Below are 17,231 nucleotides of genomic sequence, written 5' to 3'. Positions count from 1 at the left end.
AAAATAGAATGAAGATATCATATAATTGGTTAAAAGAATTTTTAAACATCGATCTCGATGTTGATAAAGTAAGTGAGATCTTAACTGATTTAGGATTAGAAGTTGAAGGAATTGAAACATTTGAATCTGTAAAAGGAAATCTTGAAGGAGTCATTGTTGGTGAGGTTTTGAGTTGTGAGCAACATCCAAATGCTGATAGGTTAAAAGTTACTCAGGTTGACCTTGGAGAAGACCTGCCGGTTCAAATTGTATGTGGAGCGCCTAATGTTGAGAAAGGACAGAAAGTTCCTGTAGCGACTATAGGTACAACACTTTATGATGAATCAGGAGAAGGATTTAAGATTAAAAAGGGGAAAATAAGAGGAGAATTTAGTCATGGAATGATTTGCGCTGAAGATGAATTAGGTCTGGGCAAAGGTCATGATGGCATTATGGTCTTAGAAGAAGACACTAAGATTGGAGCGAAGGCTTCAGATATCTTTGATTTGTATAGTGATAAGGTTTTTGAAATAGGATTGACTCCAAATAGAGCCGATGCAATGAGTCATTTGGGTGTAGCAAGAGATCTTTATGCAGGTTTGTTACAGGTAGAGGAGATGCAGACAAAAATGAATACACCTTCAGTGAGTGAATTTCATGTGGATGAGAGAACGTTTGCAGTGAAGGTAGAAGTTGCTGATCACAAACAAGTTCCGAGATACGCAGGAATAACCATTACAGATTTAAAAATTGAAGATTCTCCTGCTTGGTTACAAAACAAATTACGAGCAATTGGTTTGGTGCCCATCAACAATGTGGTGGATATTACAAACTATATTTTGCACGGACTGGGGCAGCCCTTGCATGCCTTTGATGCGGATAAAATAAAAGGGGAGAAGGTTCTTGTAAAAAACCTTCCAACGGGTACAAAGTTTTTAGGTCTTGATGGTGTTGAAAGAGAATTACATGAGGATGATATCATGATTTGTGACGGAGAAGATAACCCTATGTGTATTGGTGGTGTATTTGGTGGATTGAAATCAGGTGTAACAGAAAACACAAAAACTATATTTTTAGAAGCTGCGTATTTTAATCCGGTTTCCATTAGAAAAACGGCAAAGAGACATGCCTTGAACACAGATGCTTCTTTTAGATTTGAAAGAGGTATAAATCCTAATGCCGTAGTTTATGCTCTTAAGCGCGCAGCTATTTGGATTGCACAAATTGCAAATGGAAAGATAGTTTCTGATGTGATAGATTTATACCCGAATAAAATTGAAGATTTCCAGGTGAATTTTTCTTACGAGAAAGCCTTTAGATTAATTGGTGAAGAAATACCAACAGATACCATTAAAGACATTTTAGCTTCTCTTGATATTAAAATCAATCATCAAACAGAATCCGGACTTGGATTAACAATACCTGCCTATCGTGTGGATGTTACCAGGGAGGCAGATATCGTTGAAGAAATTTTGAGAGTATATGGATATAACAATATAGAAACTCCAGATAAGATAAAAACGTCTGTTTCAAGCTCCGATAAATCGAGCCCTGAAAAAATTGAGCAAGTTGCTTCCGGATTTTTAATTTCTAACGGAATATACGAGTCAATGAGTAATTCTTTGACAAAACCTGAGTACGTTGATGCTTCTGAATCAATAGACAAGGAGAAAAATGTGGAAATCCTCAATGCATTAAGTGGAGATCTTTCAGTTATGAGACAATCCATGGTTTTTGGTTTATTGGAGGGGCTTTCTTATAATATCAACAGGAAAAATTTAGATTTAAAATTATTTGAATTTGGTAATACTTACCACAAACATGAATCAGGATATACTGAAGACAAACACTTGTCTTTAATGTTTACTGGTAAAAGAACTGCTGATTTCTGGGCGCAGGCTAACAGACCTGCTGATGTGTTTTATTTAAAAGGGGTAGTACAAAGCCTTTTGGATAGACTAGGTGTTGCAGGACTTAAATATGCTAAAACGCAAAACGATATTTTTTCAGAAGGTCTTGCTATGAATCAGGGGAAAACCAAGATTGTTGAATTTGGATTTGTGAATAAATCCATCCTGAAAAAGTTTGGTATCAAACAAGAAGTTTTATTTGCTGATTTCAATTGGAATAATGTAATTAAAAGTGCAGGTAAAAGAAAAATTAAGATTACAGAAATGCCTAAATACCCTGAAGTAAAAAGAGATTTGGCATTGCTTTTAGATGAAAAAGTTGATTTTATTGATTTGTATAATTATGCTTTCCAGAGTGAACGAAAATTATTAAAAAATGTAGATTTGTTTGATGTTTATGTAGGGGATAAATTACCTAAGGGTAAAAAATCTTATGCACTGAGTTTTATTTTACAGGATGAGAATAAAACCCTAACAGATAAGCAGATTGATAAGATCATGAGTAAGTTACAACAAGGATTTAACAAGGAGTTTGATGCGGAGTTGAGATAGCCTTATGGTTTTGTGAGATTATAGGTAAGCCGCTTTTGCGGACGAAAATAATACAATGATGTATACCCTTTAAGAACGATAGTTCTTAAAGGGTTTTTTTATCATTTTGTATTGTTAATGGTTCATATTTTTTCTAATATTATAAAACAAAAGGACTTATTTTAAGTACATGAAAAACAGGGTTTTACAAATTATTTTTTGGACAATTTTAATATTTATTTCGTCTTGTTCAGAAGATGACGTGACTACGGTGCCAATTGAGCTAAAAGAAAGGGTTCTTAATGAAATTATTACGAGGGAATATAAAGACGGGGAGGAATCCAATAGAATTGAAGAATATTTTCTAAGCGGTAAGCAATACTTAAAATATACCTATGAAGGAAATACTTTGGTAGCTAAGGTTGAATATAAGTATAATAGCAGAGGGTCGATTGAAAGAATAAAGTATTACTATAATGATGTTTTTGAAGAGCAAGATGACTTTATCTATGATACGGAGGGCAGGTTAATTGAGTTTTATAGTGAAAATCGTACAGCACCAGAAATGGCTTATTACAGAGAATTTGAATACCCTGGAGATAGTACAATTCTTGAACAGCAAAAGGACAATTTAAAAGAACCATTGCCAGGTGGAACCTTTGTTTATAGTTTAAATGAATTGAATTTAATTAAAAAGATTGAATCAGAAGACGGTAAAATTTTTGAGGCTGATTATGAAGAAAATCAAATCATATCTGTGAGAACTCCTTCTGCTGATACATATAATTACACCTATGATGAAATTAATCTGGAGCATGGAGATTTTTATAAAAAATATTTTCAAAGTATTTATGGCAGGGAGGTAAATAATGCTGCCTTATCTCTAAGTTCATTACTTGACATTCCAATGGTTTACGCAGATAAATTTTTGCTGACAAGTACATCCGAAAATAGTGCCTTAAGATATGAATATGTTATTGATGATGAGGGGTTTCCTATTGAAAGGGATATTTTTTACAATGACATGCTAACTTCTAAAACAACCTATGCATATGAATAGGATTCATTCGTATTAATTTATTAAAAAGGAGTGATCAAGGCTGATGATTCCTTTTTATTTTCAATTATATTTGCAAAAAAAAGAGCAATGTACAAAGCAGTTATTCGAAAATTTCTTTTTCAATTCGACCCTGAAAAAATTCATCATTTCACTTTTTCTACGATCAAAACAGGTATGAAATTTCCTTTTCTGCCTTCAATTGCAGAAAGCATGTTTAAAGTGTCTGCGCCTAGTTTGGAAAAAGAAGTCTTTGGTTTAAAATTCAAGAACCCTGTTGGCTTGGCTGCGGGATTCGATAAGAATGCGGTGTTATTTGATGAGTTTTCTAATTTTGGTTTCGGTTTTGTTGAGGTAGGGACAGTGACACCAAAAGCCCAGCCAGGGAATCCTAAAAAAAGAATTTTCAGACTTAAAAGCGATGAGGCTTTGATCAATAGAATGGGTTTTAACAATGATGGGGTTGATGCGGTTGTTGAAAGGTTAAGAAAAAGGAAAACGGATATCATAATAGGGGGTAATATAGGAAAGAACAAAGTAACGCCGAATGAGAATGCTATTGATGATTACATGATTTGTTTTGAGAAGCTATTCGATGTGGTTGATTATTTTGTCGTTAATGTTAGTTCTCCCAACACGCCAAATTTAAGAGCCTTACAGGATAAGGAGCCACTTATGAAATTGCTGCAAACTTTGCAGGATAAGAATAACACAAAGGAAGCACCCAAGCCTATTTTACTAAAGATAGCACCGGATTTAACAGATAGTCAGTTGATGGATATTATAGATATCGTGAACACAACAAAAATTGCTGGTGTCATTGCAACGAATACGACAATTTCTCGAGAAGGACTTAGCGCTGAAAACAAAGAAGAAACTGGTGGATTAAGCGGGAAACCAGTGAAAAACAGATCGACTGAAGTTATTAGGTTTCTGGCTGAAAAATCGAATAAATCTTTTCCAATTATTGGAGTAGGGGGTATTCATTCAGAAGAGGATGCACGCGAAAAACTTGAAGCCGGAGCTGATTTAATTCAGTTGTATACTGGTTTTATATATGAAGGCCCTGGCTTGGTGAAGAGGATCAATAAAAGTTTGATGTAAATTAAATTTATTGACTCGTAAGAGGTCCGTTAAGTTTGGCTTCTTTAAGTATCGAATAATTGGCAAGCGATGAGTTTTTTAAATAATTATCCTCAGGATAATAAATAAAAAGCAAGGATCCATTCTTGATTTTATGGACAATTTGATTGTAGTCCTTTTTAGGTAATGAAGGACAGCCTAAACTTCTTCCTAGTCTGCCATTTTGCTTTATAAAACCCGCACTTACATAATCAGCTGCATGAATTACAATAGCCCTTTCTCTAGCATTGTTATTACTGAATTCTAAACCGTCAAGACGCAATGACAAGCCGTGCTTACCACTATAGGTTTCGGCCGTTCTATAAAAGCCAATGCTGCTTTTGAATGAACCTATTTTGTTTGAAAAATCTTTTGCAAATTCACCACCCGAATTTCTACCATGCGCAACAATAGACTTATGAATGATTTTTTGATTTTTAACGTCAATCAAAAAGAACCTGTTTCTATTTGCTGAAATACTCATGTCAATAACAGTCAGTAGGCTATTATCTTCAATCTGACCTTCTTCCTGTAATTTAAGGTATCCCTTTAAGGCTGTTTCAAAAGCTTTATAGTCAAGATCACTATCGCCAAGTGTATGGTAGAACCTTTCTGCGTAAGCTTTGAAATCCTCAAAATTTACAACGCCAATGTTGGGCCTTAAAGATGCTGCATTTATAGTCTGACCGCCTAGGTTAATGAGAAGAAAACAAAGCAAGAAGAATCCTTTTTTGATCATATTTCAAGTTTATAAAAGGGGCGGCGGTTGATATTATGATGCTTTAACAACACTTAAGTCATTCACACCAAGCTACAAAAGTAGTATTTTCCTGATAAAAACAATTCAATAAATTTTTTTTTAACGCTTCATTAAGCCTTTATGCAACTTTGGTTACGAAAACAGACTCTTAAATTTTTCAGGATCACTCTCATGCATGATTTTGTATACCCCTTCAAAAATATCATTTACGGATGGTTTTGAGAAGTAATCACCATCGGTACCATATGCAGGTCTATGCGGTTTAGCAGTTATGGTTGTTGGCCTGCTATCTAAATAATTGTAAGCTCCTTGCTTATTTACTATTTCATCAAGAAGGTATGCAGATGCTCCTCCAGGAATATCTTCATCTATAATGACAAGTCTATTTGTTTTTCTAACACTCAATAAAACGTTTTGCTCCAAATCAAAAGGCAATAATGACTGAACATCAATAATTTCAGCATCAATACCTACCTGAGACAGGTCTTTTGAAGCTTCTTCCACTAATTTTAACGTGGAACCATAAGACAACAAGGTAATATCGCTTCCTTCTTTGACTGTTTCAACTACCCCGATAGGAGTAGTAAATTCACCTAAATTGGTAGGCATACTTTCTTTAAGTCTATAGCCATTCAAATTTTCAATAACAATGGCCGGTTCATCTGATTTTAGTAAAGTATTGTAGAAGCCAGCTGCTTTGGTCATGTTACGAGGTACAAGGATATAAATTCCTCTAAAGAGATTAACCAAACTACCCATCTGTGATCCGGAATGCCAAATACCTTCTAGACGATGCCCTCTGGTTCTAATGATTAAGGGTGCAACCTGCTTGCCAAAGGTTCTGTATCTCAGTGTGGCTAGATCATCAGTTAATACCTGAGTAGCGTAAAAAATATAGTCTAAGTATTGAATTTCAGCTATCGGCCTTAAGCCTCTCATGGCCATACCTAAGCCTTGTCCAATGATGGTCACTTCCCTGATTCCGGTATCATATACTCTTTCTTCACCATGTTTCTCCTGCAATCCTTCGAGCCCTTGATTTACATCGCCAATCTTTCCAGAATCTTCTCCAAAAATGAGAACCTTATTATTAGTGCTCAACAAGGCATCAAAATTATTTCTGATAATCACCCTAGCATCAACATCTTCTGCCTCTTCGTCATATTCTGCCTCTATCTCAGCTATGTTCGTGGCTCTGGTATCTAATTCGCTATATAAATGAGAACTGTATTTTGGTTGTTGCAGTGCATGGTAGTCTTTCAACCAGTTCTGAAGCAGTTCTTTTTCTAAAAAATCTTCATCTCTGAGGTAAATTAAACTCCTACGCCCTATGGTGAGAATATTTTTTCGAATGGGTTCATCGATAGATTCAAGTTCTCGTTTTAACTTATCGATAAAAATCTCATTCTCACTTTTTCTGGCTGCTTTCTCCAGCAGTTTTACCAGTTCTTTTCTTTCTTGTAACATGGGCTGAACAAAATCATCCCAAGCTTCCTTCTTTGCATTTCTAACGGTAATTTTAACCTCTTTCTCAAGTTGTTTTAAAACATCTTCATTCTCCACAAATTTTAGCATTTGACCATCCTGATCTTCCAATTCAAAATTTAAAATCCACTCTCTCATTTTTGCATTACAGTCATGCTCTTTTTCCCACTCCAGTCGTTCTTTATCCTTATATCTTTCATGAGAGCCAGATGTAGAATGTCCTTGAGGTTGCGTGAGTTCTTTGACGTGGATGATCACAGGTACGTGTTCATCTCTTGCTATCGCAGATGCTTTGGTATAGGTGTCAACAAGTTGCGTGTAATTCCAACCATTTACAACAAAAATTTCATATCCAGATCCCTTGCCCTCTCTCTGAAACCCTTTGAGGATTTCAGAAATATTTTCTTTGGTAGTTTGGTACTTTGAGTGAACCGAAATTCCATATTCATCATCCCAAATACTTATTACCATTGGCACCTTTAATACACCTGCCGCATTAATTGTTTCAAAGAACGGACCTTCGGATGTACTGGCGTTTCCGATCGTACCCCAGGCCACTTCATTGCCTTTGGCAGAAAGGATTCCTTCTTTATCCAGATCAGGAATGTTTCTGAATTTTTTTGAAGCTTCAGCAAGCCCTAATAAACGCGGCATTTGACCCGAAGTGGGTGAGATGTCAGCACTTACGTTATATTGTTCTTTAAGATTTTTCCAGCTCCCGTCTTCATTGATGGAGTGTGTAGAAAAGTGTCCGTTCATTTGTCTGCCAGCAGAAAAAGAATCTGCTTTGATGTCAGCATGCGCATAAAGGCTGGCGAAAAAATGTTTTGGTTCATATTCTCCAATCGCCATCATAAAGGTTTGGTCTCTATAATATCCTGATCGCCAATCCCCTTTTTTAAAAGCCTTGGCCATCGCTAGTTGAGGAATTTCTTTGCCTCCTCCAAAAATACCAAATTTAGCTTTACCGGTTAATACCTCACGCCTTCCTATCATGCTACATTCTCTGCTAAGAACTGCAATTTTATAGTCTTTTAAGACTTCATTTTTAAATTCCAGGAAGGACAATTTTTTTGAGGATTGAACCGTCTTATTCATCATATATAAAAGGCTTTAGCAGTTGTGCAAATATACAAAAAATAAGAGCATTTTTTAGCAGAGTCTAAGTGCCTGAAAACGAGAGCGAAATCAAAATTGTCCTTTAGAAAAAAGAGTTGAATCAATAGAAGCCTCTTTTTACGAAATTGTAAATTCTTTCAAAATCCAGGGTCAGAACGAATCGAATTCTAGAGCTATAATCTGAGAAACCTGGTTCAAATCCTAGACTTGATTGCAAGGGGAAATAGACTTCGAGAAAATTATGGATAAAATTGAGCCTGACTCCGGTATCATATTTAAATCTTGCCGACTCGTTTCGGCTCTTTAAAAACCCTGCATCAGCATATAATTCAACAAATCTCCAGATACCTATGCTTCCGTTGGTGCTTAATATCCACTCATTGGCGTAAGGGTCTTCAAAAATACTTTTAAAGCCACCTTCTGTAATAATGATTTCCTGACTTAAAAATCCGGAGTCTTCTGAGCGGCCTAAATAATTCAAATCAAAAAGATAATCACTTGGCCTGTCTGCAGCATAACTAAAGAAATCACTCTCCGTATTATTAAATAAGAATGAACCAAAATATAATCTAAAATCTAAATAGCGATTGATATTGGTAAGTTTTCGATACCTAACATCAAGTGATACCTTACTGAAATCCGGGTGGAATTGAAAATCTGCAAAATACCGTAAGTCATTAATAATATCAGGTTTAGAAAACCCATAACGCACATTAAAAATATTATACTGAAAGGATTCGGGTTTTTCAATACCCGTGGGGAGTTCCTTATCAACCATGACATATCGAGCTATAAGGCTTTTACCTCCAACATCCCTAAGGCTTTTACGCTTGAAATTAATAGATACATAAGGGGTTATTTTATTGAATGCCAAATCATTATCGTAATGAGATCGATTGGCTACAATCCCTGCTCTATAGCGATATACGCTGCTTTTCTGGGGTAAGTGCTCATAGGCAAAACTAAACCCACCAGTTAGCGTGTTGCTCTTAAAACCATAAACAGGAGTGGCTGAAAACAGCCACTTCTTCTTAAAAAGTGCCTGGTTGTAGAAGGTTGGCCCCAGGAGGAGGCCATCATAAAAGTTATACCCAACATAAGGTTTGTAAAAAACCTGATTGTAATAAGGGTCTTCAATATCTCTGAAAAAAGTAAACTTTAGGGGCCTGTTCAGCAATTTCTTATCGAGTTTCTTCCAATTATCTCTTAGGTTAGACTCTGGATATAAGTATTCATAATTCAGGTTCAATCTGTCAATACCCTTTTTGGGAACTGTGATAGTTTGCTCATTTTCGATTGGTTCCAACCACTGTTTGAATTTGATATCCTTTTTGTTAACACCATATAGCGTAATGGGGGCCTTAAAATTACTTTTGTTTAGAACGGTTACATGAACAGAATCATCCGTTTTCTCAATTTCTTTTATGGTGTAATTGATTTTGTTATTGGTCCTTATATAATCTTCGAAGAACCAACTGAGATCCTTATTCGTTTTTGACCTAATAATTGCACCAAAATCATCTGCTTTTGTAAGTTTTAGTCGATTCGCCTTATAATAATCTTGCAGGCTATTTTCTATAATATTCTCATTCAGATAAGAATCAAGGTATCTTAAACCCAGACCAGATTTATATCTATTGACCAGTTTTTGGTTCAAATTAGATAGTGAATCAGTGGGTGTGATAAGAGATTGGTCTAATTCTTTCCTTGCCGAAAATTGATATACAAAGGGATACTTACCATTGAATTCTAATTTAGCAATATTGTATCTTCTTATACCCCATTTTTTTGAAACACTTCCGATAGCTTTAACCTCGGGGTAGTGTTTTTCAACATATTTCATCATCAAGTAGATTTGAATACCATCTGCAAGCCAGGCATCTTCTCTAGTATTGGTTAAGATGGTTTTGGCGATATACTGGTCTGAGATCGCTTTAAACATTTTAATATCCCATTCGAAAATATCAGAAAATGGGTTTAAAAATTTCGGTAATTGATTGAAACCATAAACCGGATATTTCAGGTAAGTAGCATAACTGATAAACATCTTAGGATGTGGGTAATCACCTAAATTCTCCTGAATAAAATTGAGTTGTCTTTGCAAAACATCCTCTTTAATATTTTCAATAAGATTTTTGGCCTTGATATTGGTGACCACAGTAGGCCCCTCTATTTTATAAACTGAAAAGTCGTTCTTGACTTGGATATTCAATTCAATATCCATTTGATTCTTTCCATGGAGTTTATACAAGACATGGTCTTCTTTGATCTCAGCCTCCTGTTCCAGTTCACTATGTAAACTATAGCCTAAAGGAATGGCAAACTCAATTTTGAAATCGGTAGGTTGCATATAGTAATCATCCATATTCAAGTTACTGAACAAGTGCCATTTTTTGTCAAAAACAGCAGGTGTCAGATGCCAATACCTTAAATTATAGGCCAATTCATTGCGCCCATAACGCGTATATTTGTCACTTGGAACTCTTAGCTCATAAACAATATGAATTTTTATGGATTCAGAAGGCTTTAGCGAGCCTGGCAAGACTACCTTGACAATGTCTGAAGCGTTATCAAGTTCATTAAATACCAATGCTGTGCCATTCGATTCTAATTTTTGAATAGTTGAATAACCCCGGTCTTTTCTCTTGGCAAAATATAAACTCTTGTCATAATCTTCAATCAACCTTTTGTTTAAAGGTGTTTTCTTATCTCTATAACCATTGGCCCAGTTCAACAAATAAATGGTGTCCATTGGTAAATCGGACGGATTGTAATAAGTGATTTCCTGATCAATTAAAATCTTATAATCCTGAACGACAACAGCTTTAATTGAAATTTCATTGTTTTGCGCACAAAGAAAAAATGGCATTAATAGTACTAATGCCGATATGAATTTTTTGTAATGCAAAATTAAATAGGATCTGTTACTAAGTAAATTACTAGAAATTCGGACTTAATTGATGACGGTTATAGAATGAATTGATAATATCAACAACTTCATCAGCTGTATCCACAATTGTAAACAATTCCAAATCCTCCTTACTGGCGTTACCATTTTTTTCAATCATCATTTGTTTGATCCAATCCATCAAGCCTGACCAAAAACGAGTACCTACCAAGACAATTGGAAACTTCCCTATTTTTTTGGTCTGAATAAGTGTGATTGCTTCAAATAATTCATCAAGTGTTCCAAAACCTCCAGGCATGGCAACAAAGCCTTGAGCATATTTTACAAACATTACTTTTCTGACGAAAAAATAATCAAATTCAAGACTTTTACCTTTGTCAATATACGGATTGTCATGCTGCTCAAATGGGAGGTCAATATTAAGCCCTACCGATAGACCACCGCCTCGCTGTGCTCCTTTGTTACCAGCTTCCATGATACCAGGACCACCACCGGTAATCACACCATAACCACTTTGCGTTAACTTAAACGCTACGTTTTCAGCCAATTCATAATACTCCTGACCAGGTTTTGTTCTTGCTGATCCAAAAACACTGACACAAGGACCAATTCGACTTAATTTTTCGTAGCCATCAACAAATTCGCTCATCACTTTGAAAATAGCCCAAGAATCATTGGTTTTTATTTCATTCCAGGTCTTTTGCTTTAATTTTTCCCTGATTTTCTTATCTTCATTTGGTGTCATAATCAATTTTTTTTTCCAATTTTGGAACTTATAAATTTAATTCTTTTTTTAAGAAACGTGCAGTATAGCTTTGCTTATTCCCGCAAATTTCTTCAGGTGTTCCTGTGCAAAGTATTTTGCCTCCTTTCATGCCTCCTTCTTTACCAATATCAATAACATGATCACATAGTTTAACCACATCAAGGTTGTGTTCAATAATCAATACCGTATTGCCTTTGTCTGTGAGCTTGTTTAATACTTTCATTAAAATATTAATGTCTTCAAAATGCAGGCCTGTTGTAGGTTCATCCAGAATGTAAAAAGTATTACCGGTATCTCTTTTTGATAATTCAGCGGCGAGTTTTATTCTTTGTGCCTCACCTCCCGAAAGCGTTGTGGATTGTTGGCCAAGGGTTATATATCCTAATCCTACGTCCTCAATTGTTTTTAATTTGATATATATTTTAGGAATAAGCTCAAAGAATTTCACAGCTTCTTCAATGGTCATATTCAGTACATCAGATATTGATTTACCTTTATAACGGATTTCTAAAGTTTCTCTTGTGAACCTTTTGCCTTGGCAAGTTTCACATTCCACTTCAACATCTGGCAAGAAATTCATTTCAATGACTCTAACACCACCTCCTTTGCACGTTTCACAACGTCCATCCTTAACATTAAAAGAGAACCTACCAGGTTTGTAACCCCTGATCATGGCTTCTGGAGTTTTTGCAAACAAACTTCTGATCTCTCCAAAAACGCCGGTATAAGTAGCAGGATTAGATCTGGGAGTTCTTCCGATAGCGGTTTGATTCACGTCAATAATTTTATCAATATGCTCTAGTCCACTGATAGACTTGTAGGGGAGTGGCTCTTTTACGGCTTTGTAAATATGCCTGTTTAAAATAGGGTAGAGGGTTTCATTAACCAATGATGATTTACCACTTCCCGAGACGCCTGTAACACCTATTAATTTCCCTAGAGGTACTTTTAACGTAACATTCTTCAGATTATTTCCTTTTGCTCCTTTAAGTATAATTTCTTTTCCACTGCCTTCCCTTCTGAGTTCAGGAATTTCAAAAGTTCTTGTTCCATTGAGATAATCTGCAGTGAGCGTTTTACTATTCAGTAATTCCTTCGGGGTACCTATACTGATGATCTCACCACCATGTTTCCCGGCTTCAGGCCCAATGTCAATCACATAATCTGAGGCGATCATCATGTCTTTGTCATGTTCAACAACCAGTACCGAATTACCTAAATCTCGCAGTTTTTGAAGCGATTCGATCAGTTTAACATTATCTCTTTGATGCAAACCAATACTTGGTTCATCGAGTATATATAAAACGCCTACGAGTTGAGAACCGATCTGTGTGGCTAAACGGATTCTCTGGGCCTCTCCTCCTGATAAAGTTTTGGATCCCCTGCTCAAGGCGAGGTAATTCAGGCCTACATCTAATAGAAATTGAATCCGAGTTCTTAGCTCTTTTATGATTTCAGACCCAATGATCAATTGTCTTTCACTTAGTTTTGGCTCTAATTCATCGAACCAATCAGCCAGATGATCAATATCCATTCCTGATAATTCAGCGATAGATTTTTCATTGACCTTAAAGTAAAGGGCTTCCTTTTTTAATCGGTCACCTTTGCAAACATCACAATTGACTTCATCCATAAAACCTTTGGCCCATCTTTTAATGGATCCAGACTGGCTGTCATTATATTGACTTAAAATAAAATTACTGATTCCTTCAAAGTCAATTTCATATTTTCTTGAAACACCAAGCTCCTTCGAGTTTATTTCAAGTTTGTCTTTACCTCCATACAAAATAAGTTGCATGGCTGCCTCAGGTATGTCTTTCATAGGGTCAGAAAGACTAAAACCAAATTTGTCTGCAATATGACCTAACTGCTTAAATATCCATGATTTTTTTTCTTCTCCTAATGGAGCAAGTCCGCCATTTTTAATCGATAATTGATAGTCAGGGATAATTTTGTCCAAATTGATTTCATGTACTTTTCCAAGACCATTACATGTACTGCAAGCTCCTTTGGGGGAGTTGAAAGAAAAAGAATTTGGTTCAGGCTTTGGATATGATATACCTGTTGTCGGGCACATTAAATTTCGACTAAAGTACCTTGGTTGGGTAACAAGGTCTTCTTCACTTTGCTTAACAATCATGAGGGTTTCATCTCCATGATACATGGCAGTTCTGATACTTTCCATCAGTCGCTTTCCAGAAGACTCATTTATAAGGAGGCGATCGATGACAATCTCAATATCATGTGTTTTGTAACGATCTAATTTCATGCCTCTCTCAATCTCTTTGATTTCTCCATTCACACGTACTCTAACAAAGCCTTGTTTTGAAATCTGTTGAAACAATTCACGGTAATGTCCTTTTCTTGATTTGATTACTGGAGATAAAACAATCACTTTTTGATCTGAAAAATCTTTCATGATGAGCTCATGAATTTCTTCATCACTATAACTCACCATTTTTTCATCCGTGTTATATGAGTAAGCTATTCCGACTCTTGCATAGAGCAGCCTTAAAAAATCGTAAACCTCTGTAATGGTCCCTACTGTAGACCTTGGGCTTTTACTTGTTGTTTTTTGCTCGATGGCTATCACAGGAGAAAGTCCTTCAATTTTGTCGACATCCGGCCTTTCAAGGCCTCCTAGAAATTGTCTGGCATAGGCAGAAAAAGTTTCAATATAACGTCGCTGACCTTCCGCATATATCGTGTCGAAGGCAAGTGAAGATTTTCCGCTTCCGCTAATACCAGTGATTACTACCAGCTTTTCACGCGGAATGCGAATATCAATGTTTTTTAAATTATGTACTCGTGCACCAAGTACTTCTATATATTCTTGCTTTCTACTCATAGGGTGGTGAAAAAAGAGCAAATTTAATTAATTGGAAGCAGTTTTAAATTATAGATGTATTGTAAATTTTATTTTTATAAATTGCGTTAAAAATTAAGCTTGCATTTTATTCATTCTATACGCCACTTTTTTGAGACCAGAGGTTTCGATGTTTCTGCAAGATTTGCGGATAAATTAGGGATGCGTGCTACTAATGTAAGGTTGTTTTTTATCTATATTTCGTTTGTAACTGTGGGTCTTTCTTTTGGGATTTATCTCACTTTGGCATTTTTGCTGAGGTTAAAAGATATGGTCTATACCAAGCGAACTTCTGTTTTTGATCTGTAACCCTTAAAATTTTACTATTTGGCTTTTAAAAGTGTATTTATAAAATCAAGGTTCTACATCGCGTTAAGCATGTTGTTTCTAATTATATTAGTAGGTACCATAGGTTTTGTTTTTATCGCAGATTACGGTTGGATTAATGCGCTTTATATGACCGTAATTACTATATCAACGGTTGGGTTTAAGGAGGTAGAGCCTCTGGATGCAGATGCCAAAATTTTTACCATTTTACTAATCATAACGAGTATTACGATTTTTGGTTATATTGTTTCTGTCATTACAGATTATATCGCAAACAATAAATTCATTGAAGAACTTAAATTTAAGCAAGTGCAAAAAAAAATACAAAAGCTAGATAACCACACGATTGTTTGTGGATTTGGCCGAAATGGCAAACAGGCAATGGCAAGGCTTAAGAGTTATGATCAAGGTTGTGTAATCGTAGAAAGTAATCATGAGTTGATCGAGGAAATCGAGGCTGATGGGTCAATGTTGTATATAAGAGGAGATGCTACCAGTGATGAGGCATTACTAGCGGCTGGTATTGATAGGGCCAATAGTTTGATTACAACGCTTCCTTCTGATGCTGATAATTTGTATGTGGTTCTTTCGGCCAGACAGCTGAATAGTGAATGTACCATTGTTAGTAGAGCTTCCATAGACACTTCCTATAAAAAGTTAAAAATTGCAGGAGCTGATAATGTAATCATGCCCGATAAAATAGGGGGAGCCCATATGGCTTCTCTGGTTGTGACACCTGATATTATTGAGTTTATCGACCGGCTGTCAATCGAAGGAGAAAGTTCTTCGAATATAGAAGAGTTGGTTATAGAAAACTTACCTCCTGAATATACTAATAAATCTATCTTTGATCTTGATCTAAGAAAGAGGACAGGATGCACAGTTATTGGTTTTAAAACTCCTGGCAGAGAGTATATTATTAATCCGGATGCTTCAACCAAACTCGTGCCAAAGTCTAAGTTAATTGTTATCGGAAATCCTGAAGAGATACAAAAGCTTAATAAATTATTCTAATTCTAAGAGGTTTGAAGAAAGTAGTTATTACAGGTAGTAATGGTCTGTTAGGTCAAAAACTTGTAAAATTGTTTTTGAGCAAATCAACTTATGAAATTCACGCCTTGTCTAGAGGTGAAAACAGACTTCATAATAAGGAGGGCTATACCTATTATAATATAGATTTGTTAGTCAAACCCGATTTACTAAAAGTTCTTGATCAAATACGGCCAGATGTAATCATTCATACAGCTGCTATGACAAATGTTGATGCCTGTGAGCAGCAGCAAGAGGAGTGTGATCGTATGAATATTGATGTTGTGGCAAATATCCTGAGCTATTGTAAGGCTAAGGAGGTTTATTTAGTGCATCTTTCTACAGATTTTATTTTTGACGGCACCAAAGGAGATGTATATAAAGAAGACGATGTGCCTCATCCGGTAAACTATTATGGTTTGTCTAAATGGAAGTCTGAAATCATGATTGAGGAGTCGAAAATTGATTGTGCTATCCTAAGAACTATCTTGGTTTATGGCTTGGTGGATGATAATGACAGGAGTAATATCGTACTTTGGGTTAAAAATTCACTCGAAAACGAAAAGGATATTTACGTAGTTACGGATCAGTTGAGGATGCCCACTTATGCAGAAGATTTGGCGGAAGCTTGTTGGCTTGCTGTTGAATCACGAGCGAACGGGGTATATAATGTGTCGAGCAATGAGCTGATGAGCATCTATGACATCGCTTTAACTATAGCAGATGCTTTTGTTCTTGATAAAAAATACATTCATCCAGTTGCCACAAAAGACCTGAGTTTGCCTGCAGAAAGGCCATTGAGTACTGGTTTCAATCTTAATAAGTCTATTGTCGATATTAATTTGCCGTCTTATTCTTTTACGGAAAGATTACAAGTTTTTAAGGGTCAGTTAGATAGCGGTTTGCTCTCATAACAGGCTTGAAAAAAAGTTGAATTGTTAATAAGTTTGACCGCCTTTTTATTTTCTATTACTCAGATTTGTTTTACATTTGCAGTCCCAATTTTTATGGGATCGTTCATTGTGAAATTCTGAGAGTAAGAAAAGGTAAATAAAATTGATATTTTATTTGCTGATTAAAGAAAAGGGTCATAAATTTGCATTCCCTTTTTTTTGTGACTACTACCTAGTAGTGGTTAGATTTCTTGCGGCAATTTTAAGCCTCAAAAAGCCATCAAAAAAATATTTTATTTTTTATTAGGTGGAAAGAAAAAAAGGTTTTATTTTTGCAGCCGCTTTGAGAGATAGATAAGAAGATGTTGAAGGGAAAAGAGCGAGAAAGAGAATAAAAGTTCATTGAAAATATTGAAGATTGACAGCGTAACAAAGAGAGTAAAATTATTTGTTTTAGTTTGTTAAATTTATTTAGCAGA

The 17,231-nt window shown here is 35.6% G+C and carries 11 protein-coding genes; 6 read left to right on the top strand and 5 right to left on the bottom strand.

Translation table 11 applies throughout. The features are described 5' to 3' along the window. The first annotated feature begins 8 nt into the window (after positions 1-8). The 3 genes from pheT to QWY87_RS05940 all read left to right on the top strand — a co-directional run bounded on the left by pheT (position 9) and on the right by QWY87_RS05940 (position 4,581). A complete protein-coding gene (pheT, locus tag QWY87_RS05950; protein ID WP_290289438.1) occupies positions 9-2,441 on the top strand; it encodes a phenylalanine--tRNA ligase subunit beta in 2,433 nt (810 codons plus the stop codon). 169 nt (positions 2,442-2,610) lie between these two features. Further along, complete coding sequence (locus tag QWY87_RS05945; protein WP_290289436.1) at positions 2,611-3,480, top strand: hypothetical protein; 870 nt, start codon at positions 2,611-2,613, stop codon at positions 3,478-3,480. Between the two features lie 87 nt (positions 3,481-3,567). Beyond that, positions 3,568-4,581, top strand: coding sequence for a quinone-dependent dihydroorotate dehydrogenase (locus QWY87_RS05940; RefSeq protein WP_290289435.1), 1,014 nt, complete (start codon positions 3,568-3,570; stop codon positions 4,579-4,581). Positions 4,582-4,588: 7 nt separating this feature from the next. Here QWY87_RS05940 and QWY87_RS05935 read toward each other — a convergent pair whose 3' ends face one another. From QWY87_RS05935 to uvrA, 5 genes are all read right to left on the bottom strand, one after another. Continuing rightward, positions 4,589-5,338, bottom strand: coding sequence for a murein L,D-transpeptidase catalytic domain family protein (locus QWY87_RS05935; RefSeq protein WP_290289434.1), 750 nt, complete (start codon positions 5,336-5,338; stop codon positions 4,589-4,591). 153 nt (positions 5,339-5,491) lie between these two features. Continuing rightward, positions 5,492-7,942 carry an alpha-ketoacid dehydrogenase subunit alpha/beta gene (locus tag QWY87_RS05930; protein ID WP_435389513.1) on the bottom strand — a complete coding sequence of 817 codons (2,451 nt, stop codon included), beginning with the start codon at positions 7,940-7,942 and terminating at the stop codon, positions 5,492-5,494. Positions 7,943-8,063: 121 nt separating this feature from the next. Further along, positions 8,064-10,871, bottom strand: coding sequence for a gluzincin family metallopeptidase (locus tag QWY87_RS05925; RefSeq protein ID WP_290289430.1), 2,808 nt, complete (start codon positions 10,869-10,871; stop codon positions 8,064-8,066). Positions 10,872-10,902: 31 nt separating this feature from the next. Continuing rightward, positions 10,903-11,616 (bottom strand): LOG family protein, encoded by a 714-nt coding sequence (locus tag QWY87_RS05920; RefSeq protein ID WP_290289429.1) that lies wholly within the window; start codon positions 11,614-11,616, stop codon positions 10,903-10,905. A 28-nt stretch (positions 11,617-11,644) separates the two neighbouring features. After that, entirely contained in the window at positions 11,645-14,485 is a 2,841-nt protein-coding gene (gene uvrA, locus QWY87_RS05915) for an excinuclease ABC subunit UvrA (RefSeq protein WP_290289428.1), read from the bottom strand. Positions 14,486-14,584: 99 nt separating this feature from the next. Between uvrA and QWY87_RS05910 the strand changes: the two genes are divergently transcribed. From QWY87_RS05910 to QWY87_RS05900, 3 genes are all read left to right on the top strand, one after another. After that, entirely contained in the window at positions 14,585-14,812 is a 228-nt protein-coding gene (locus QWY87_RS05910) for a PspC domain-containing protein (RefSeq protein WP_290289427.1), read from the top strand. 69 nt (positions 14,813-14,881) lie between these two features. Further along, complete coding sequence (locus tag QWY87_RS05905) at positions 14,882-15,844, top strand: potassium channel family protein (RefSeq protein ID WP_290289426.1); 963 nt, start codon at positions 14,882-14,884, stop codon at positions 15,842-15,844. Positions 15,845-15,855: 11 nt separating this feature from the next. Next, positions 15,856-16,773: an SDR family oxidoreductase gene (locus QWY87_RS05900; protein WP_290289424.1), complete on the top strand. Its 918-nt coding sequence runs from the start codon at positions 15,856-15,858 to the stop codon at positions 16,771-16,773. Positions 16,774-17,231 lie beyond the last annotated feature (458 nt).

It is taken from the genome of Lutimonas halocynthiae (assembly GCF_030409835.1).
GTDB classification, from domain to species: Bacteria; Bacteroidota; Bacteroidia; order Flavobacteriales; family Flavobacteriaceae; genus Lutimonas; species Lutimonas halocynthiae.
The sequence above is the reverse complement of the archived record's forward strand: the minus strand, read 5'-3'. Positions and strand labels throughout refer to the sequence as shown.